This is a genomic window from Gammaproteobacteria bacterium, from assembly GCA_032250735.1.
Classification (GTDB): Bacteria; Pseudomonadota; Gammaproteobacteria; order SZUA-152; family SZUA-152; genus SZUA-152.
This window is the reverse complement of the sequence record JAVVEP010000009.1, coordinates 39,192-60,241: the sequence shown is the minus strand read 5'-3', so window position 1 is coordinate 60,241 and position 21,050 is coordinate 39,192. Positions and strand designations below refer to the sequence as shown.

At 54.5% G+C, this 21,050-nt stretch carries 19 protein-coding genes; 13 read left to right on the top strand and 6 right to left on the bottom strand.

The window, feature by feature from the left end; all coding sequences use genetic code 11:
- Positions 1 to 3 precede the first annotated feature (3 nt).
- From plsX to RRB22_07235, 13 genes are all read left to right on the top strand, one after another.
- Positions 4 to 1,044 (top strand): phosphate acyltransferase PlsX, encoded by a 1,041-nt coding sequence (plsX, locus tag RRB22_07295; GenBank protein ID MDT8384202.1) that lies wholly within the window; start codon positions 4 to 6, stop codon positions 1,042 to 1,044.
- Positions 1,044 to 2,033: a beta-ketoacyl-ACP synthase III gene (locus RRB22_07290; protein ID MDT8384201.1), complete on the top strand. Its 990-nt coding sequence runs from the start codon at positions 1,044 to 1,046 to the stop codon at positions 2,031 to 2,033. Before plsX ends, RRB22_07290 begins: the two co-directional genes overlap by 1 nt.
- Before the next feature lie 156 nt (positions 2,034 to 2,189).
- Entirely contained in the window at positions 2,190 to 3,131 is a 942-nt protein-coding gene (fabD, locus tag RRB22_07285; GenBank protein ID MDT8384200.1) for an ACP S-malonyltransferase, read from the top strand.
- A 2-nt stretch (positions 3,132 to 3,133) separates the two neighbouring features.
- Entirely contained in the window at positions 3,134 to 3,901 is a 768-nt protein-coding gene (gene fabG, locus RRB22_07280; protein MDT8384199.1) for a 3-oxoacyl-ACP reductase FabG, read from the top strand.
- A 162-nt stretch (positions 3,902 to 4,063) separates the two neighbouring features.
- On the top strand, positions 4,064 to 4,303 hold the full coding sequence (gene acpP, locus RRB22_07275) for an acyl carrier protein (GenBank protein ID MDT8384198.1): 240 nt from the start codon (positions 4,064 to 4,066) through the stop codon (positions 4,301 to 4,303).
- A gap of 264 nt (positions 4,304 to 4,567) precedes the next feature.
- Entirely contained in the window at positions 4,568 to 5,809 is a 1,242-nt protein-coding gene (gene fabF / locus RRB22_07270) for a beta-ketoacyl-ACP synthase II (GenBank protein MDT8384197.1), read from the top strand.
- Between the two features lie 29 nt (positions 5,810 to 5,838).
- Positions 5,839 to 7,230 carry an aminodeoxychorismate synthase component I gene (locus RRB22_07265; GenBank protein ID MDT8384196.1) on the top strand — a complete coding sequence of 464 codons (1,392 nt, stop codon included), beginning with the start codon at positions 5,839 to 5,841 and terminating at the stop codon, positions 7,228 to 7,230.
- Between the two features lie 116 nt (positions 7,231 to 7,346).
- The gene (gene pabC / locus RRB22_07260; GenBank protein MDT8384195.1) at positions 7,347 to 8,198 is read left to right on the top strand and encodes an aminodeoxychorismate lyase; all 852 of its coding nucleotides are present in this window, start codon (positions 7,347 to 7,349) and stop codon (positions 8,196 to 8,198) included.
- A gap of 20 nt (positions 8,199 to 8,218) precedes the next feature.
- On the top strand, positions 8,219 to 9,289 hold the full coding sequence (mltG, locus tag RRB22_07255; protein ID MDT8384194.1) for an endolytic transglycosylase MltG: 1,071 nt from the start codon (positions 8,219 to 8,221) through the stop codon (positions 9,287 to 9,289).
- Complete coding sequence (gene tmk, locus RRB22_07250) at positions 9,286 to 9,945, top strand: dTMP kinase (protein ID MDT8384193.1); 660 nt, start codon at positions 9,286 to 9,288, stop codon at positions 9,943 to 9,945. Before mltG ends, tmk begins: the two co-directional genes overlap by 4 nt.
- Positions 9,946 to 9,948: 3 nt before the next feature.
- Complete coding sequence (locus tag RRB22_07245; protein ID MDT8384192.1) at positions 9,949 to 10,944, top strand: DNA polymerase III subunit delta'; 996 nt, start codon at positions 9,949 to 9,951, stop codon at positions 10,942 to 10,944.
- Between the two features lie 107 nt (positions 10,945 to 11,051).
- Positions 11,052 to 11,402, top strand: coding sequence for a PilZ domain-containing protein (locus RRB22_07240; protein ID MDT8384191.1), 351 nt, complete (start codon positions 11,052 to 11,054; stop codon positions 11,400 to 11,402).
- A 63-nt stretch (positions 11,403 to 11,465) separates the two neighbouring features.
- Positions 11,466 to 12,284 (top strand): TatD family hydrolase, encoded by an 819-nt coding sequence (locus tag RRB22_07235; GenBank protein MDT8384190.1) that lies wholly within the window; start codon positions 11,466 to 11,468, stop codon positions 12,282 to 12,284.
- Positions 12,285 to 12,306: 22 nt separating this feature from the next.
- On the opposite strand, the gene RRB22_07230 is transcribed toward RRB22_07235, so the two are convergent.
- The 6 genes from RRB22_07230 to RRB22_07205 all read right to left on the bottom strand — a co-directional run bounded on the left by RRB22_07230 (position 12,307) and on the right by RRB22_07205 (position 20,832).
- Positions 12,307 to 13,446, bottom strand: a complete 1,140-nt coding sequence (locus RRB22_07230) for an aminotransferase class V-fold PLP-dependent enzyme (protein MDT8384189.1) — start codon at positions 13,444 to 13,446, stop codon at positions 12,307 to 12,309.
- 102 nt (positions 13,447 to 13,548) lie between these two features.
- A complete protein-coding gene (locus RRB22_07225) occupies positions 13,549 to 15,900 on the bottom strand; it encodes an ATP-binding protein (GenBank protein ID MDT8384188.1) in 2,352 nt (783 codons plus the stop codon).
- A 62-nt stretch (positions 15,901 to 15,962) separates the two neighbouring features.
- Positions 15,963 to 16,595, bottom strand: coding sequence for a HAMP domain-containing sensor histidine kinase (locus RRB22_07220; GenBank protein ID MDT8384187.1), 633 nt, complete (start codon positions 16,593 to 16,595; stop codon positions 15,963 to 15,965).
- Positions 16,596 to 16,660: 65 nt separating this feature from the next.
- On the bottom strand, positions 16,661 to 18,301 hold the full coding sequence (locus RRB22_07215) for a response regulator (protein MDT8384186.1): 1,641 nt from the start codon (positions 18,299 to 18,301) through the stop codon (positions 16,661 to 16,663).
- A gap of 16 nt (positions 18,302 to 18,317) precedes the next feature.
- A complete protein-coding gene (locus RRB22_07210; GenBank protein ID MDT8384185.1) occupies positions 18,318 to 18,968 on the bottom strand; it encodes a hypothetical protein in 651 nt (216 codons plus the stop codon).
- Positions 18,961 to 20,832: a VWA domain-containing protein gene (locus RRB22_07205; protein ID MDT8384184.1), complete on the bottom strand. Its 1,872-nt coding sequence runs from the start codon at positions 20,830 to 20,832 to the stop codon at positions 18,961 to 18,963. Before RRB22_07205 ends, RRB22_07210 begins: the two co-directional genes overlap by 8 nt.
- Positions 20,833 to 21,050: the final 218 nt, after the last annotated feature.

Below are 21,050 nucleotides of genomic sequence, written 5' to 3'. Positions count from 1 at the left end.
CATATGAGCCTAGAATTTTCCATCGCGCTTGATGCTATGGGTGGTGATCACGGCCCATCGGTCGTGGTGCCCGCTGCGCTGCAAATTTTGGCGGAATCCCCACAGCTGCGCATTATCCTGGTGGGTGATGAGTCGGTGTTGGAACAAGAGCTGGCGACACACAAGCAGGCTGCCACATCCTCTATCTCGTCACGGTTATCCATTCAGCATGCCTCGCAACAGGTGACAATGGATGAAAAGCCTTCCGTTGCATTGCGGACCAAAAAAGATTCCTCGATGCGCGTGGCCATCAACATGGTCAAGGAGGGGCAGGCCAGGGCCTGCGTGAGTGCCGGCAATACCGGAGCCCTGATGGCGACGGCGCGTTTCGTGCTGAAAACCCTGCCAGGGATCGATCGGCCCGCCATTATCTCCACACTGCCGAGCCTGAAAGGCCATACCCACATGCTGGATCTGGGCGCCAATGTTGACACCAGCGCGGACAATCTTTTCGAGTTTGCGGTGATGGGTTCGGTGCTGACCAGCGCGGTGGAGAATATAGAGTCGCCGACGATTGGTCTGCTGAATATCGGTGAAGAAGAGGTAAAGGGTAACGAGCGCGTAAAAGAGGCGGCGCGCATTTTGGCGAGCAGCGACCTTAACTACATCGGTTTTGTCGAAGGTGATGACATTTTTAATGGCAAGGTGGATGTGGTGGTGTGTGACGGTTTTGTCGGCAACGTCTCACTGAAAACCGCAGAAGGCGTGGCAAAAATGATCAGCCACTTTTTACGCGAAGAATTCAGGCGCAATATTTTTACCCGTTGTGCAGGGTTGATCGCCTTACCGGTGCTAAAGGCCCTGAAACAGCGGATCGATCCTCGGCGCTATAATGGCGCGAGCCTGGTGGGGCTCACCGGTATTGTCGTTAAAAGCCATGGTGGCGCGGATGTATTGGCCTACGCCAGCGCGATTCGTGAGGCGCTAGTGGAAGTTGATAAAAATATCCCTGAACGCATCAGTAAACACGTGGAAGAGGCAATGGCTCGAAGGCAGAGCGATTGATGAGCGCCGCTAAGGAGTCTCCTATCTATTCCAAAATTCTGGGTACTGGCGGCTATCTGCCGGAGAAGGTGTTGACCAATCACGACCTCGAAACACTGGTGGACACATCGGATCAGTGGATTACAGAGCGCACCGGGATTAAAAAGCGCCATATCGCCGCTGATGACGAAACCACCTGTGACCTGGCCGAGCATGCCGCGCGTCAGGCGATTGAGGCTGCGGGTATTGCTCCGCAAGAGATCGATCTAATTATTGTTGCGACCACGACACCGGATCGTGTGTTTCCGAGTACCGCCTGCCTGTTACAGCAACGGCTGGATATCCACGGCTGTGCGGCCTTTGATATTCAGGCGGTGTGTACCGGTTTCGTTTACGCACTCGGTGTCGCGGACAAATTTATAAAAAGCGGCAGCCATAAACTTGCCCTGGTAGTGGGTGCGGAAACCATGTCGCGCATTGTGGACTGGACCGATCGCGGTACCTGTGTATTGTTTGGTGACGGTGCGGGCGCCGTCGTGCTTGGCGCCAGTGACGAACCGGGAATCCTGTCGACGCATCTGCATGCCGACGGCCAGTACAAGGAATTATTGTCGACCACCGGCGGTATATCCGAGGGCTTTCCCGAGGGCAGTAACGGCAAGGCACATGTCACCATGCAGGGTAACGAAGTATTTAAAACGGCGGTGAATACCCTGGGGCGTATCGTTGATGAAACGCTGGCCGCAAATAACATGAAAAAGTCAGACATTGACTGGCTGGTGCCGCATCAGGCCAATATCCGCATCATTAATGCCACTGCCAAAAAACTGAAGATGAGTCCGGACCACGTGGTGGTCACCGTTGCCGAACATGGCAATACCTCGTCGGCGTCCGTGCCGCTGGCGCTCAATGTGGCGGTGCGTGATGGCCGCATTCAGCGCGGTGAGACCATTTTGCTGGAAGCCTTCGGTGGCGGTTTTACCTGGGGCTCGGCCCTGTTGCGTTATTGATTGATGGGCTACCGGCCAAGACGTAAGTTAAGCACGACATTGAGTTCGCAGAGAAAAGTAACACCTGAATCCACGGTTAAGCCACGAATTCAGGTGACAGTCAGGCCATTTTTACAGTGGTTGTAGATTGTCCGTAAAAATTTCAGGAATTAAGACATGAGCTTCGCATTGGTTTTTCCCGGTCAGGGTTCACAGTCCGTGGGTATGTTGGCAGAACTTGCCGCGCTGCATCCGCAGATCAAACAGACATTTCAGGAGGCCAGTGATGCGCTGGACTATGATCTCTGGCAGCGGATCCAGGATGGCCCTGAAGATGAGCTTGGCAAGACACACATCACCCAGCCGGCGATGCTGACGGGCGGTATTGCGGTGTGGCGTTTATGGCAGTCGCAGACCGACCTCAGGCCGGCTGTCATGGCGGGCCACAGCCTGGGCGAATACAGCGCCCTGGTCGCCGCCGGCAGCCTGTCCCTGGCCGACGGGGTCAAGCTGGTTGAAGATCGTGGGCGTTTTATGCAACAGGCGGTACCGGCGGGGGTCGGCGCGATGGCGGCGATACTGGGCCTGAAGGACGAACAGGTGATCGCGGTATGCACTAGTGCCGCCGGGGGCGAGGTGGTGAGCGCGGTGAATTTTAATTCACCGGGCCAGGTGGTTATCGCGGGCCATGCCGCTGCGGTCGAGCGCGCGGTTGAGGGCGCCAAACAGGCCGGTGCGAAACGTGCCCTGATGTTGCCGGTGAGCGTGCCATCGCATTGCAGTCTGATGCTGCCGGCCGCCGAGCAGTTGGCGACACGCCTGGCCGAGATCACGATTAACACGCCGACGATTGCGGTATTAAATAATGTCGATGTCACCGCCGAGAGCGACGTAGACGCCATCCGTGACGCGCTCCGACGCCAGCTGTTTTGTCCGGTGCGCTGGGTGGAAACCATCAATGCCATCGCTGGTCAGGGCATTCAACAGCTGGTCGAATGTGGCCCGGGCAAGGTGCTGGCAGGGCTGAATAAACGCATCAATCGAGACATGGCCGCCTACACGACATCCGATGTAGCCGGCTTTAACACGGCCTTGCAGGCCATTCAGGGGGGAGACTAACGATGTCAAACACTGAGCAGATGAAAAACAGTCTGGAGGGTGAAGTTGCCCTGGTGACGGGAGCCAGTCGTGGTATTGGTCAGGCTATCGCCCTGGCGCTGGGCAATATGGGCGCGACCATTGTCGGCACCGCGACATCGGCGACGGGCGCCGATGCGATCACGGCCTACTTTGCGGCGCAGAATATCAGGGGGCAGGGCATGGCGTTGAACGTGACGGATGCCGATTCCGTCAGCCAGGTCGTGTCCGCCGTGACCGAGGCCTTTGGCGCCCCCAGCATTCTGGTCAACAACGCGGGCATCACGCGCGACAACCTGTTGATGCGCATGAAGGAAGACGAATGGCAGGACATCATCGATACCAATCTCACCTCGGTGTATCGCTTGTCCAAGGCCTGCCTGCGGGCAATGACCAAGGCGCGCAAGGGTCGCATCATCAGCATCAGCTCCGTCGTGGGGGCCGCCGGCAATGCGGGACAGACCAATTATGCGGCTGCCAAGGCGGGCTTGATCGGTTTTACCAAATCGCTGGCGCGCGAAGTCGGCGCACGCGGGATTACCGTCAATGCCGTCGCGCCTGGCTTTATCGACACGGACATGACGCGCGCCCTGCCCGATGCGCAACGTGAGGCGCTGCTGACCGGTATTCCCCTCAATCGTTTGGGACAGCCTGAGGAGATTGCAGCCGCAGTGGCCTTTCTGGCCTCGCCGGGCGCGGCCTACATCTCCGGCGAAACGTTGCACGTGAATGGTGGAATGTACATGGCTTAATCCTCGGCGGATTTTGTTTGAAATGTATAATTTTTTATTTATCAACAGGTTGCAGCACAATGTTAAAGGGTTTTTTTGCTTGTAACCCGGCGACGTTTTCTCTAGAATACCGCCACGCGGCTAGGGGCTGCATTGTAAAAACTTTGGGAGGATTTATCCGAGATGAGCACCATTGAGGAACGGGTCAAGAAAATCGTTGTTGAACAACTTGGCGTTAAGGAAGAAGAAGTCAGCAGCGAGTCATCATTTGTTGACGATCTGGGTGCCGATTCCCTGGACACTGTAGAGTTAGTGATGGCATTGGAAGAGGAATTTGATACCGAAATTCCTGATGAAGACGCCGAAAAAATCACCACGGTAAAGCAGGCAACGGATTACGTTACCGCCCACACCGAAAGCTAGGTTTGTTTTCCGCCAGGTTTGTTTTCTGAAGGCTCATTTTGGTTAGGAAGGGGCCTGGTGCGAGAAAAAAGTGTGACCGACGATGAATGTCGGTTACTGAGGCCGCAAGACTGCTGATAAGTGGTTGCGGCCTTTTCTATGTTGATACCATCGGTTTTGCAGTGGCAGGGGGCAGGCGGGGCAGGGTTGATCCTGACCGGTTGCCTACCCGTACCTTGTAAGGCCGTCGTAAACCATCCGTAAAAACAGCAGCGAGAGAGTGCAGTGACTAAACGACGCGTAGTGATTACCGGACTGGGCATGGTCTCCCCCGTGGGACTGAATGTCGCTGATTCCTGGGCAAACATATTGGCCGGCAAGAGTGGCATTGCGCCACTGACCCATTTTGATGTCAGTGACTTTCCGGTGCGCTTTGGCGGTTCCATTCGCGATTTTGATATCACCGAATACATCTCCGGCAAGGATGCCAAGAAGATGGATCCGTTTATCCACTACGGCATTGCCGCCGGTATGCAGGCCGTGCAGGATTCGGGGCTGGAAGTGACCGAGGAAAATGCCGAACGGATTGGCGTCGCCATCGGTTCGGGGATCGGTGGACTTACCGGTATTGAAAAGGGACACGATGCCTTTCTCAAGGGTGGGCCGCGCAAGATTTCACCGTTCTTTGTGCCCAGCAACATCATCAATATGATCTCGGGCAACCTGTCGATTGTTTACGGCATGAAGGGTCCGAACTATGCGATCACCACCGCCTGTGCCACCGCCACGCATTGCATTGGCGATGCCGCGCGCCTTATCGAATACGGTGACGCCGATGTGATGATCGCCGGCGGCGCGGAAATGGCGACCTCCACCACCGGTCTGGGCGGCTTTGCCGCAGCGCGTGCGCTCTCCGCCCGCAATGATGACCCGCAGGCCGCCAGTCGGCCGTGGGACAAGGACCGTGACGGCTTCGTGCTCAGTGACGGTGCGGGTGTGGTGGTGCTGGAAGAGTACGAAACCGCCAAGGCGCGCGGCGCAAAAATTTACGCGGAAGTCATCGGCTTCGGCATGAGCGGTGACGCCTATCACATGACCTCGCCCTCACAGGGTGGCGAAGGTGCCGCACGTTGTATGAAGCTGGCGCTGAAAAATGCCGGCATCAATCCGCAGCAGGTGGACTACATCAATGCCCACGGCACCTCCACGCCCGCGGGTGATGTGGGCGAGACCCAGGCGATGAAAACCGCCTTCGGCGAGCACGCCTACAATGTCGCGGTCAGCTCCACCAAATCCATGACCGGGCACCTGCTCGGCGCGGCGGGCGGCATTGAGGCGGTGTTCACGGCGCTGGCGATTCGTGACCAGGTCGCACCGCCGACCATCAACCTGGATCATCCGGATCCGGAATGCGATCTGGATTATGTGCCGGGTGCCGCGCGGCCGATGAAAATCGATATCGCCATGTCCAACTCCTTCGGTTTTGGTGGCACCAACGGTACGCTGATCTTCCGCAAGCCGGACTAGCCCGCAAGCGATTCGAGCAGCGCCGGCCCATGGCTCATGCAACGCAGGCAAACGCGAGTCCCTGCATCCGGGTGCTGGATGCGACGCTTGATCTGCTCGCGCTGCATCGGCGTAATCCCCAGCGTTATCCCTTCCTGTTGCAGAGTGTCGCGCACGGCGCGGCGGATGCCCATTTCGACATTCTGTTCGCCTTCCCCGGAGAGACCCTGCGTGCGGACGCCTTGGCCACGGCTACGTCCTCCGCGGCCGGGGACTTTCTCGACCGGCTCGATGCCCGTTGGCGCGATGCGTCTTCCAGCGTCGCGCCAGCCCCTGCCGATGGACTGCCCTTCACCGGGGGCTGGTTTCTGTTTCTGGCCTACGAGCTGGCCGGGCAGGTCGAGCCCAGTCTGGATCTGCCGGCGGCCAAGACGGCCTTGCCGGTGGCCTATGCCGCTCGCATCCCCGCGGCGGTGATCATCGATCATCAGCGCCAGCAGACCTGGCTGCTGAGCGAGGCGGATCAGGCCGACCTGCTTGATGTCCTGCAGCGGGATTGCACGGCGACGCCGTTCCCGCCTGCGGTACTGAAAGGCCTTCACGTTGCGCTGACCGAGGACCCGCCATCGCGTTATCTACAGGGCGTGGAGCGGATCAAGCAGTACATCGTGGATGGCGATGTGTTTCAGGTGAATCTGTCGCGGGCCTGGCAGGGGGAGTGTGATGCAAAGGTGACGGCGGCGGATATCTATCAGCAGCTGTGTGCGCAAAATCCGGCCCCCTTTGCCGGGTTGGCGGTGATCGGCGATGCCGCCGTGATCAGCTCGTCGCCGGAACGTTTGGTGCGCGTCACTCATGGGCAGCGGGTGGAGACGCGCCCCATCGCCGGCACCCGTCCGCGGGCGGCGCATGCCGCCGACGATCATGCCCTGCAGGACGAGCTGCTGGCCCATCCCAAGGAGCGTGCCGAGCACATTATGCTCATTGACCTCGAGCGCAATGATCTCGGCCGCGTCTGCGTGCCCGGTAGTGTCGAGGTCAACGAGCTGATGGTGTTGGAGAGTTATACCCATGTGCATCACATTGTCTCCAATGTGCGCGGCCGTCTGCGCCCCGGCGTGACGCCCGGGCAGGTGATCCGCGCGGTATTTCCCGGCGGCACCATCACCGGTTGCCCCAAGGTCCGCTGCATGGAGATTATCGCCGAGCTGGAGGCCGAGGGCCGTGGGGCCTACACCGGTTCCATGGGCTACCTCAATCATGACGGCCGTCTGGATCTGAATATCCTGATTCGCACCATCACCCTGTCGGGACGACAGCTGATGCTGCGTGCGGGGGCGGGCATCGTTGCCGACTCGGTGCCGCAGAACGAGCTGGAGGAGACCCGTGCCAAGGCCCGTGGTCTGTTGCTGGCGCTGGCCGATGACACGCCACGGGGCTGAAGCGACACGCCGCGGTTGCCCCGGTGTCGGCATCGGCTTGTGTTATCCTAACCGCTTCTGACGAGACGCTACGATCCCGTGTCAGCGACCCGTAATCGACAGGATGAGCAGACCCAGTGGCCGGCATATTAATCAACGGACATCCGACGCAACAACTCTCGGTGCTGGATCGTGGTTTCCAGTACGGCGATGGCGTGTTTGAGACGCTGCGCATCGCTCAGGGACAGCCGCAACACTGGCCGCGACACATGGCGCGCCTGGTCAGTGGCTGTGAGCGTCTGGGCATCACCCCGCCGGACCTCGCCTTGCTGCGTACCGAGGCCGAGCAGCTGTGTGGTGAGTCCGGGGACAGTGAGTGCGGCGTGCTGAAGATCACCGTGACCCGAGGAAGCGGAGGGCGGGGTTATGGTGCCAGGGGTGTGGGTGAGCCGACGCGGGTGTTGGCGGTCTTCCCCGTGCCGGAATTTCCCGCCAGTCATGCGACTCAGGGCATCCGGCTGCGGCTGTGCACGATGCGCCTCGGCGACAATCCGGCCCTGGCCGGCATCAAGCACCTCAATCGCCTGGAGCAGGTGCTGGCGCGGGCGGAGTGGGACGACCCCGCGATTGCCGAGGGGCTGCTGATGGATAATCATAATAATATTATTGAGGGAACCATGAGCAATCTGTTTTGTGTACAGGCGCCCGCAGGCGCGCCGCCGATCTTGCTGACCCCCAGCCTTTCCCGTTGTGGCGTGCGGGGGGTGACCCGTGAGCGCATTCTGGCGCTTGCCAGACAGCTCGACATTCCCTGTCGCGAGACCGAACTGCAACTGACGGATCTGCAGCAGGCCACGGAAGTGTTTGTCTGCAACAGCCTGATCGGCATCTGGCCGGTGCGCCAGTTCGAGCAACACGACTATGCGCCCGGGCCGCTGACCCGTCGTCTGCGTGCGGCCCTGGAGCAGGACAGCGGAGTCGGCGCATGACTCGGCGCATGACACAGCGCATGACAAAGCCTGCCCGTGAAAAGCTGTTTAAACTGATCGGCCTGGCGGTATTGCTGGGCAGCCTGACCGGCGCCTGGGTGATGATGGATTACCGCTCCTTTGTCAATGAGCCGCTGGTGTTCGGCGAGGAGGGGCTGCGCTACGAGATAAAGCCGGGCCGGACCCTCACCCACGTGGCCCGCGATTTAGAGCGGCGGGGGCTGGTCGAGTCGGCATCCTACCTGGTCTGGCTGGGCAAGTTCGAGGGCATGGCGAATACCATCAAGGCCGGTGAATACCGCTTTAATGACGGTATCCTGCCGGCGCGCCTGCTGGAGCAAATCACCAATGGCGAGATGCTGCAATACGCCATCACGGTCGTTGAGGGCTGGAATTTTTACCAGTTGATGGACGCGGTGCACAGCAATGAATACCTGCTGCATACCCTGTCGGATTACAGCGATGAAGAGATCATGGCGCAGATCGGCCATCCCGGTGAACATCCCGAGGGAATGTTTCTGCCCGATACCTATTATTTCCCCCGGCTGACCACCGACGTCGCCTTTCTGCAGCGGGCTTACAGCGCCATGCAGCTATTCCTGACGGAGAACTGGCCGAACCGCTCCATCGATGTGGAATTCGAGACTCCCTATGAGGCCCTGATTCTGGCCTCGATTGTGGAGAAGGAGACCGGGCTGCCCAGCGAACGCAAACAGATTGCGGGCGTGTTCAATCGTCGCCTGCAAAAGCGCATGCGCCTGCAGACCGACCCGACCGTCATCTACGGTTTGGGACACGCCTTCGACGGTGATATCCGTCGGCGCGATCTGCGCAAGGACACCCCCTACAACACCTATCTGCGCCGGGGTCTGCCACCCACCCCCATCGCCATGCCGGGCCGCGCCGCGATTCTGGCGGCACTGAATCCGATGCCCGGTATCGATCTCTATTTTGTGGCGCGGGGGGATGGCGGACACCAGTTTTCCTCAACCCTGGAGCAGCATAATGAGGCAGTGGTGGAATACCAGCTGGGAGGGCGCGAGCAGCCCTTTTCATCCCTGCCTGCCGGCAAGCAGGGAATGGATCAATGAGACAGCCGGGCCTTTTTATTACCCTGGAGGGCGGTGAGGGGGCAGGGAAAAGCACCCAACTGGCCTATCTGCAGCAACGCCTGCAGCAGGCGCTCGACGCCGCAGGCAAGACCCTGCACGTCACCCGGGAGCCCGGTGGCACCGCCCTGGGTGAGGAGATCCGCACACTGCTGCTGGATCATCGTCAGGCGGCCATGGCGGCCGACACCGAGCTGCTGCTGATGTTCGCCGCGCGGGCCCAGCATCTGGCCGAAGTGATCCGTCCCGCCCTGGCGGCCGGCGAGTGGGTGCTGTGTGACCGCTTCACCGATGCCACCTACGCCTATCAGGGTGGCGGGCGGGGTGTCGACATGGCGCGTATCGCGGCGCTGGAAGACTGGGTGCAGGGCGGCCTGCGCCCGGACCTGACCCTGCTGCTGGATTTGCCGGTGGACATGGGTATGGCCCGCGCCGGACAGCGTGGTGATCTGGATCGTTTTGAGCGCGAAAAGATCGACTTCTTCGAGAAAGTTCGGCAAACCTACCGGGAGCGTGCAGCGGCGGAACCCGAGCGGTTTCGTATTATCGATGCCGCCCAGGATATCGAACAGGTGCAACAGCAGATCGGTGCCGTGCTGGAACCCTTGCTTAACTCGCAGATTGCGGCAGGGGGCTGATAGATGGCCGCACCCTTACCCTGGCAACAGTCGCTGTGGGACGACCTCATCGGTCGGCTGCGATCCGGCACGCTGCCGCACGCGCTGTTGTTCAGCGGTGCGGTCGGCTACGGCAAGGCGGTACTGGCCGAGGCGCTGACCCAGAGCTTGATGTGCCAGTCGCCACAGGATGACGGCCGCGCCTGCGGTCGCTGCCAGGGTTGCGGGCTGCTGGCGGCGGGTACCCACCCTGACCTGCTGGAGATCGAGCCGAAAGAAAAGGGCAAGGCCATCCCGGTGGATAGTATTCGCGCGGTGGGCGATTTTCTGGCCCTCAAGGGCCAATACAGTGGGCGCCAGGTCGTGCTGATCAATCCCGCCGAGGCCATGAACCGGTTTTCGGCCAATAGCCTGTTGAAGACCCTCGAGGAGCCGAGTGACGATGCCCTGCTGATCCTGATCAGCAGCCAGCCATCGCTGTTGTTGCCGACCATTCGCAGCCGTTGCCAGCAGGTGATCTTTCAGCGGCCGGCGGCGGAGACCAGTGAGCCCTGGCTGGCCGCACAGCTGGCCAGCCTCGAGGGCAAGGCACCCGCGATTGGCCTCAAGGAGCTGCTAATGCTGAGCGATGGCGCGCCCCTGGGCGCACTGGCTCTGTGTGAGAGCGGCGGGCTGGCCATCCGCAGCGAGCTGATGGAGCGATGGGCCGCTCTGCGCATGGGCAAGGGGGATCCACTGGCCTGCGCGAAACAGTGGTCGGAACTGGGTATACCCCAGGCAACCCAGTGGCTGGCCAGCTGGACCATGGACCTGATCCGGCTCAAGTCGGGCATGGATCCGGACGCTATTTCTAATGGTGACCTACGGCCGCAACTGCAAAAACTGGTCGGTGGCCTGGAACTGAAGGCGCTGTTTGCCTACCTGGAACAGATCACCGACTATACGCGCTGGGCAGGCGGACAATTAAATCCCCAGCTGGCGATGGACGAGCTGATGATCTGCTGGAGCCGTCAGCGCTAATCGAGAGCCGTCAGCGCTAATCGAGAGCCGTCAGCGTTAGTCGAGAGCCGTCGGCGTTGATGCCGGGCGACCGGCGGAAAAAATGATATCGGGAGTGAGCGGGAAATATGAGCGGAGATTTTCGACAAGGCGGTATTCTTTCGTTGGCGATCAAGGACAAGAGCTCGCTGTATGCGGCCTATATGCCCTTTGTGAAATTCGGCGGGCTGTTTATCCCCACCAACAAGCAATACAAACTGGGTGACGAAGTCTTCATGCTGCTCACCCTGATGGAAGAAACCGAGAAGCTTCCGGTGGCCGGCAAGATCGTCTGGGTGACGCCGACCGGTGCCCAGGGTGCGCGTATCGCCGGTATCGGGGTGCAATTCAGCAACCAGGACAATGGCGCGGTGCGCAACAAGATCGAAACTTATCTCGCCGGTGCATTGAAGTCTGATCGGCAGACGCATACCATGTAGCCACTTTCGTCTGTCTCACCCCGTCGTCGTGTCGGCGACCTTGTCCGTATCACGGTAGCGCCTGTGTCCATCCCATCTTCAATTACAACCACACCGTTGGTCGATTCCCACTGTCACCTTGACCGGCTGGATCTGTCCCCCTGGAATGGTGATCTAAACGGCGCCCTGCAACATGCCGCCGCGCAGGGTGTGGGGCACTTTCTGTGCGTGTCCATTGATCTTGAGCACTACCCCGCGCTGTTGCAAATGGCCAAAAGCTATCCGCAGATTTCGGTTTCCGTCGGCGTACACCCCACCTCGCAGACAGGACATGATCCCAGCAGCGGCGAATTAATCGCCCTGGCAGCGGAGCCCGAGGTGGTGGCCATTGGTGAAACAGGGCTGGATTATTTCCGCTGTGAAGAAGGCGAGGCGGGTGAGCTGGAATGGCAGCGGGAACGCTTCCGTCAGCACATCGCCGCATCGCGGGCCGTACGCAAGCCGTTGATTATCCATATGCGCGATGCCACCGAGGACACCCTGCGGATGTTAAGGGAAGAGGGCGCCGATGAAGTCGGCGGCGTGATGCACTGCTTCGTGGAAAACTGGGACATTGCCAAGCGGGCCCTGGATCTCAATTTCGATATTTCATTCTCGGGGATTGTCACCTTTAATTCGGCCAAAGAGCTGAAGGAGGTCGCCAGGAATATTCCCATCGAGCGCATGCTGGTGGAGACCGATTCACCCTATCTTGCGCCGGTGCCCTTTCGGGGAAAGCCCAATCAGCCCGCCTATGTTCGCCAGGTGGCAGAGTGTATTGCGAGCTTGCGCGACAGCTCGTGGGAGCAGATTGCAGAAAAGACCACGGAAAATTATTTCAAACGTTTTGGTGCGCAGGCGTAGCACGGATATACCCGCAATACGATCAGGTCACTGCCGCCGCAATGTCTAGCGCCTGACGCAGTTTATCCCTCGGCGTATAAAAATGCGGTGAAAAGCGTATGCCACCACCGCGTTGCGCGCACATCACCCCCTGCTCCGTGAGTGCCGAGAACAGTGTGTCATTGTCGGTGTGACGATGACGAAACGTCACAATGCCGGCATATCGCCCGGGCGTACAATCGGTCAATAGTTCAAGCTGTTTCGATGCCTTAATTCCCTCGAATAGATAGTCGCTATTCTGCGTCACCATTGCTTCCACCGTTTGCATGCCGGTCTCCAATAACAGCGAAAGGCTGGCTTCAAGGGCATGAATGCCCAGCATGTTGGGGCTGCCACACTCAAAACGCCGGGCCGTAGTCGCGGGTTTCCATTGCTCTTTATCGTATGCGGTGAAGGCGTCCGTCATATGCCAGCCAAACTGATGCAGGGTCAAGGCTTCACGCCGTTCGGGCCGGCAATAGAATAAGGCAACACCCTCTGGTCCGAGCATCCACTTGTGTCCATCCGCCATCACGAAATCCGCCTGAATCTCCTGCACGTCAAATTGCAACGCCCCAATGCCTTGAATGGCGTCAACACAGAACAGGATATTATTTTTTCGGCAGAAATCACCAATGCGCCGGAGGTCGAGTTGCAGGCCCGTGGCATACTGTACCGAGCTGATCGCAATCAGGCGGGTGTGTTTGTCCACGCTATCAAACAGGGCCTGCTCGGGGTCGTCTGCTGTGAGATCAGCCTTACGCAGCTCGACCCCTTTGGGGGACAGCGCTTCCCATACCACGCGATTAGACGGAAATTCACCGGAGAAACTGACAATGTTTTCGCCGGCCTGCCAGTCCAGGCCAAAGGCCACAACCGAGAGTGCCTCAGAGGTGTTTTTTAATAGCGCGATATCGTCAGCGGAGCCGGCATTGATGAGCTGGCGCATATGCTGCCGTAGCCGCGTCTCGGTATCAAGCCACTGCAGATAATTCCTGGATCCCTGTACGACATTTTCTTGCGCAAATTGTACGACCGCATTTTTTGTCCGTACCGGCCAGGGAGACACGGCGGCATGGTTGAGATAAATGACATCATCGCGCAGAGGGAATTCTGCGGCGAGTGTGTGGTTGATCGGGTGCATGGGGTAAATGATCGTATTTTCGACCAGGCTGGGTCAAGCTATTGCGTGACTTTGCTAGAGCTCGTTAAATATGCAAGTGAATGTTCCGCTTGCCATACTAGTCTATTTCGCTAGATATTTTTTCAATGTGGAATAGAATTCCTTGAACTCGATCGGTTTGGAAAGATAGTCATTTGCCCCAGCCTCAAGGCATTTCTTTCTGTCTTCCAGCATGGCGTTCGCCGTCAGGCTGATAATGGCTGTCGTATTTCCGATTGCGCGTAGATGACGCGTTGCTGACAGGCCATCCATGACGGGCATTTGCATATCCATCAAGATCAAATCATAGTGATGAGTAAATATTTTATCGATGGCATCCTGACCATTTGATGCAATATCGACAGTGGGTCCCAGTTTGGTGACGTATTTTGAGATGAGCGCCTGGTTCTCGAGGTTATCTTCCGCCAGCAAAATGTGCCCCTGTAGCTTCGCTACAGTGGCCAGCGTGATGTTGTCCGGCGTGTGATCATCCGCGTTGATATCAGTGATAAACTCGATGTCATCTGCATCAATGCCAATATCAATAAGGGTGATGAATTGACTGCCTTGACCCTTGGTGCTGTTGATAGAGATATCGCCGCCCAATCGCGTCGCCAGCTGCTTCGAGATACAGAGTCCCAGGCCTGTTCCGCCGTAGATGCGGGTAGTGGATTCGTCTGCCTGTGAAAAGGGTTTGAATAATTTGAGTTGCTCTTTTTCACTGATGCCTATGCCGGAATCCGAAACAGTGATCTCCAGTTGGTTGACGTCAGCCACGTACGTTAGCGATAAGGTAACATGACCCGTGTCGGTGAACTTTATGGCATTGCTGCACAGGTTGATGAGGATTTGCTTGAGCCTGGTGGGGTCGGTATTGATAAATTTTGGCAGAGGAAAGTGGTATTCGATATTGAATGCGAGCCCCTTGTCATGAGCGCGTGTGGCGATTATCGTGCTCAATTCATTGGCAAACGTCACGGGGGATATCATCTTATCTTCAATAATAAGCTGGCCGGCCTCGATCTTGGACAAGTCAAGGATATCATTGATGATCTTTTGTAAATGCGAACCGCTGGCGATAATGGATTTTATTTCATGTTCCATGTCTTCCTGTGATTGGCCCTCATCGAGAAGCATTTCTGAGTAACCCAGGATGGCCGTCAGCGGCGTTCTGATTTCATGGCTCATATTCGCCAGGAATGTGGTTTTGGCCTGATTCGACGATTCTGCCGCTTCTTTCGATTTTTGGAGCTCTTCCTGGATAATGATTTGCTCCATGGTGACGCTTATCCATTTACCCAGCAGATTAACAAAATCAATATCCGCCCGAGTGAAGGATTTTGACATGGGTTTTCGATTCGAGAAATTGACGGTGCCAAATTTTTTGTCGTGCACGTAGATGGTAGTGCCAATGTAGGCCTCCATACCCAGAAACTCGGCGGCGGGGTGATCCTTATAGGATGAAGTGCTTACATGGTGGATAGCAATTGGGCCATCGGTAGAGAAGGTGATATTGCAAAATGTCTTATCAAGCGGAAGTACCAATCCCCTTTTCGCGGGCAATTCAGGTGGTGCGATAGTGTTCAGGAAGGTGGATTTATTGTTTTCGGGATCCTGGCAGCCGAGTTTACCGATTTCCATACCCAGTACACGACAGCCGAGTTTCAATGTTTCGGTGATGCGGTCATCCAGGCTAAGGCCTGAGTTGGATGTGGCCTCGTACAAAAGCTGGATGCGTTTTCCTTGATCGACTAACTGAGTCTCTCTGGAACTGGTCTTTTTTACCACGAAAATAGTGAATATGCCGAGAGATACGGCGGCGAAACTGAGAAATATGACAAGAATATAAGTTGTTTTGTTTTTCCTGTCAGACGTCGCGATAATGTTGGTTATCTCATCACGAGATGTGGTGAGTAATTTATTCAGTAAGCCGGGTAGTTGGGTGATGGATTGATGCTGTTCATCAGAGACATTATTGATCAATAATTTATATGCGGCATCCTGGTCTCCGCTATTTTTCAGGGTGATCGCCCGATTCTCGGATTCTTCCAGGCTTTCCAATAGGCTATTGGTATGATGCCATATTGTAAGTTCCTTGTCTTCCATTGGTGAGTTGGAGATGTCCTGGCGTAGGCCATGCATGATATCCCGGTTATTTAAATATTGTCTGAATGAATCCTCTTTCGCCTCTGATGATGGCGCAGCGGAGAGATCGCCAAGGGTGACGATCTGTTGATGAACTGAAAAGATAAGCCGGGATATCGTGCGCACCTCAATGGATTCAGAGGCCATTTCTTCTAACGACTCTTTGTTGTCAGCCAGACTTTTAAGCCAGAAACCGATAATCAAGGCGATAATCAATAACATTGTTACAAAGCCAGTAATGATAAGAGGCGTTGTAGAGGCGGTGTTTAGGTCCAGATTTTTATCATTCATAGTGTTTATGATTACTTCTAATTAAGGTGATAAAACATGTGTTGTATGTGCTTGTGTAACGATTACGGGAGATAAATGCTAAAACAGCCGCCCTGTGGATTGGTTTTATTGCTGATTCGGATATAACCTTTTCTCGTCTTGCTTTTGTGCAGATTTGCAACGCGTGAGGAGAAATACAGCCCCAGTCCTGTGCTGCCGGTTTCAAAATTGACCGTATTTGAATCTGGCGTTCCATCGATCAGCATTTGCTCCGGGTAGCCGCATCCGTTATCGATCACCGAAATTTTCGTATAGCCGTCGTCGCTGGTGACATTGATTACGATACTGTCTGTTGTGTATTGATAGGCATTGCTAATAATGGTTTTTATAATGCTGGAGACAAGGTTGCGGTCAAGATATCCAACCAAATCAGGGTCGCATTCAAGCGATATCTTTATATTGTAATTCTGTAACAGGTCTTTATAGTCAATAATAACCTCTTCAAGAAATTCATTCATATTGACTTCGTCAATATTGAAAAAATACTGCCCCTTGTCCATCTTGTAGAGTGTTAGTAATAGAATCAGATCGCGATTTACGCGTTGGGCCTCATGCTGCATTCGATTGAATGTGTCATACATCGGACATGATTGAGGATTGCAGTGGTTTGTGATCTCTGAAATGGAACCAAGCAACATGGCCAGGGAATTTTTCATGTCATGCACGGAGCCGGCCAGCACTGTCGAAAAGTCTATACTCTCGTTTGTGTTATGCATTTCGATTAGCTCTGGCTCGACTGTTTGTCGGCAGATTTTTTCTGTTCTCGATAGAGTTTCGTTAGCATCCTGTATTTGTCACTGGGTTTACCATCGAATGATACGCGGTCCAGATATTTCTTGGTTTCGTTTAGCAGGGCATGTGTCGGGCCAGCCTGTTTCATGAACATTATCAGGGACTGAGCGGCATTGAGATTTATCACTTTATTTTCAGCCATGGCGGCCGCCGCCTTGACGAACAGTGATATCGACTCCTGAATGTTTCCGTTTGTTGCGAGTTTAACGCCGCGGTTATTCAGCTCGACAACTTCGTCACGCGTTTCCATGAGCGTGTCAATGTTTTCTATAGACAATCCAGATGCCGACAGGCGCGTGATGATTTCATCAATCGCCTCCTGATTATCATGGTTGTTCCTGATGGCATGACAGGATAATTTATTCCCGGCATCATGCATGCCGTGGGCGTAGCATATTTCCGCAATATCTATGGCATCGCTGCTGTTCATTTCTCCTGGCGACACTTCGAAGATATCCATTATTTTATTCAGCGATGATACGGTTTTTTCATTATTCAGCATTTCATTGTGTATGGCCGCCTCATGTATATAATATTTGAGATTAAGATCTGAGTTGGGGAGACAGAATGACTCTTTCATTGAGCTAAGTGTGTTCAGGGCATCAGCGGTCATGCCCTTTTTTATGTATACTCTGGCGAGTCCTGAGTAGTCGTCAGGGGTAAAATAACATGAATGTTTTCCTGTTCTGACTATTCTTTTGTAGGCCTTTTCCGAGGTATCCAGATCTTGATTCTTAAAGGCGATGCTCGCGAGTGATTGCTGCCGCTTTATCGCCTTTGGTGATTTTTCTATGGCCCTCATCAGAGCGTCTTGCGAGTTTTTCAGGTCGCCGGTCTTTTCATGGACAATAGATAGCCAGTCATGTGCAAACAGATAGTTAGGGTTGTCTGCTGATAGGTCTTCGAAGATATACCTCGCCTCATCATATTTTCCACGGTGGAAATGTATCTGGCCAAGATAAAGCAAAGCCCAGGGTATCTCCCTTTCTTGCAAAACAGCGTTAACCACGGCTTCCGCATTGTCATAGTCTTTTACTTTTATATACAACTCCGCCTGTGTCTTAAGCAGTTCATACCGGTTTTTTGGTTTGTTATCCAGTAGTTTTTCGCAGATATCGATGGCAGACAGATAATCACGTTGCTGTATCGCCTGTGATATTTCTCTCAGATTTTCCTTTTTCTCAACCAGTCGCTTTAGCCTGGCTATAAGGACCTCTTTGGTGAAGGGCTTGGACAGATAATCATCCGGGATGTATTCCACCGCACCCATAACCATCTCTGCGGTATTTTCTGCCGTCGTCATGATGTATATGCTGGAGTACGGGATAAGATCCCTTTCCTTCGCTTCCTCTAGCACCTGCTGTCCGTCCTTACCGTTCCCTAGATTGTAGTCACACAATATCACGTCATACTGATTCTCAGAGATGAGTTTTATTGCCTCTTCGCCATTGACTGCATCGGTTATACTGTTTGCATTGTAGACGGCAAGCATGTTCTTCAACATTGTGCGCATGCCAGGAAAATCATCAATGATCAGTATGTCTTTACCTTTGAGGCTCCAGATTTTCATTATTTACTGCCTTGATCTAGTGGGTCTTGTCGGTTGGCGATTTTGATTGTTCGGGGTCGCTTGGGTCATCCGAGGTGATCTCTGATGCTGTGGCGCTCTCGTCCTGATTGTCATCCGCCAGCAATTCATCGGGGATTTCGGCGATTTCATCATCCGCCACAATTGCTTCGCTGAGATCAAATGCGGGGTCGCCTTCGGCATCATCGGCTTCGTCCGCCAATAAGTCATCGATAGCGCTATCGATGTCAGGTACAATGGGATTTTCCTCTTCGGTTTCAGCGCCCAGTGCATCGCCAGACTTGATCAGCAGGGTATATTGGTTCACTAGCGCATGAATATTGTCGTCTATTTTGCCAATGGCAGTTCCGTCATTTTTTTCGATAATTCCAAGAATGGAGTGAAAAAACGCTGTTTCATGCTCAACCAGATTATCGACCACCTGATCGATGTTATTTATTTGTGCGTACGGTGTCCCTTCGAAGGATGACTTTAGTGATGATTTCCTGTCGCTGACACTTTTGAGATAATCGCTTTTACTTTTTCCGAGTTGTGCTTTTATTTTTTTCTTTCTCACAAAAAAGAAGATGACAAAGCCAATAATTGCGATTGTCTCCAATACGACAATCTCACCAAGTATGATCACGGCAGTGGGGTCGGCGCTAGCCATCTGACTCTTCCTCTGATTGTTTCTTTAAAGGCTTTTTCCGAATGCTTGATGAATATTTGTAGGCGGCAAAGAAAATTCCGATGACAATAATGTTAAATAGTCCCACTTTCACAGAAACCATCACCCAGCTAACGGGCTCTTCTTCTGTTTCGGTATTCGTCACGCTATTATCGATACCCTCAACCTGTTCTTCAGTTTCCGGCTTATTACTTTCTGGAGGCGGTGATTTCTCACCATCGATATCAATGCTGAGTGGAGGGAGTGTTGCCTCCAGTGGTTTTCCATCCTTGCTGGAGCCGGATATCGCTATGGTCACTTCATGCTTGCCGGGAATTCCGTTGGTCGTGAACTCCTGCATCCATTCTGCCGGATTGACCCGTGTGATCGTTATCTTGTTAATCTCACCGTTTGGTAGCTTGTGTTCCGCCGTTACCTGCATTGCATCGGTGTCAATCAGTGTCTGGTATGGCAATACACTTACCCTGAATGCCTCTTTTGATACGGGTTCTATATTCGCTGTTGCCGGGTAAGCGTAAACAGTTAGCTGTTTCCTGAACTGTCGTCGGAAGGTGGTGCCGTTGATCTCCACCTCGATGTCATGTTCACCGGCAATCAGGGTCTCGTTGAGCTCGATGGAATAAATACCATCCTTTTCTTTTTTATCGACGCCTTTTCCATTGTCCAGTATTTTTAAATTCCACTTCTTTTCCTCGTTTTCAGTGTCAATTGCGACCTGGTTAAGTGTCGCTTTGACAAAGTGCAGGAAATCGCGCTGATCAATCATGGTGCCACTATTTTCCAGGTGTAGGTGGAGTGTCTGTTTGTCACCGACGGATAGTGTGACGGGCAATCTTGTGTTGACCAACTTGAGGTCTGTCACAATCATCACCCGGTTGTCAGGATCTTCTTTGGTATTTATTTGCCAGTAGCCAGCGGCAGGGTTTTTGACTGTCACCAGGTCGTAATTCGATTCTTTATGCCACGTCACATCTTGTGGTTTATTGTTGATATCGTACTTTTCGCCTGCGGGTGAGGTGATGCTACTTTCTTCTACGGCCGCGCCCCGGAACACCAGAAAGGTCATTTCCTTAATGCTGTCGTCTACCTTTACGCGGTTATCGGTTAAAGGAAGACTGTCTGCCTGTGCCACGTTGTCAAACAGGCGTAAAAAGAGTCGTTCCAGGTTTTCTGCCGTTTCAATGACCTCAAACCGGCCACCGGTCGCGGTTGTCAGCTGTTCTAGTAAATTCCGGTCAGATTCATTGGACAGTGCAATCGCATGGATCGTAACGCCGGCTTTTTGCAGGAGGGGCAGGAGCTCCCGCAATATTCGCTGGCGCGATGCCCGATTTTCCTGTTCATCGAGTGCGATATCGACCAGTCCATCGGTGAGTAAGATAAGATTGCGTTCCGAGCCCGACGTAGGGGGTGTGTCTCGCCAGTCCCATGTGGATCGTCTGATGGCATCCTCGATGTTGGTGAAAAGTCCCGCTGAGTTGATCTTCTGTACCGATGCCTTGGCATCGTTCTTCCACGCTGCCGTGACAGGACCGTGGGGAATGAGCATGTTGACCCATTGTCCAAAGGTCCAGACACCCGCCTGTGTCTCATTGGGTAGTAATGATACGAAGAGATTGAGTGCCGGTTGACGCAAATTCGCCGGGTCATTTGTTTTCATACTGCCGGATATATCGATCAGTACGCGCACATCATTGACCGGTGTATGCGGTGCGGCGGTATTTGCTGCGTCTGCATGGACGTGTGAGGCTGTTGTAAACAGCACAAGGACCAACAGCATGAGGGCGGCAAGCTGCGGCCTGCCATCTGTTGTGTGTGCCTGAACTACTGCGGTTACCTCGGACATCTACGCTAAATTCCTGTTTCGATTGTCATTTTTTGCCTGAAGCCTGCTTCCAGACTAGTAGCGGCAAGAAAGGTGAAAACTTCACATTTCGGGCAATAAATGCCGACAGCGATCAGGGAGTGGGAATGCTGGAAAATTGATAAGCTATTGATATGCAAGACTAATAACGCCTTGTCGTGGCGTATGCAAGATCTTGGCGCGAAATATCTGATAGATTA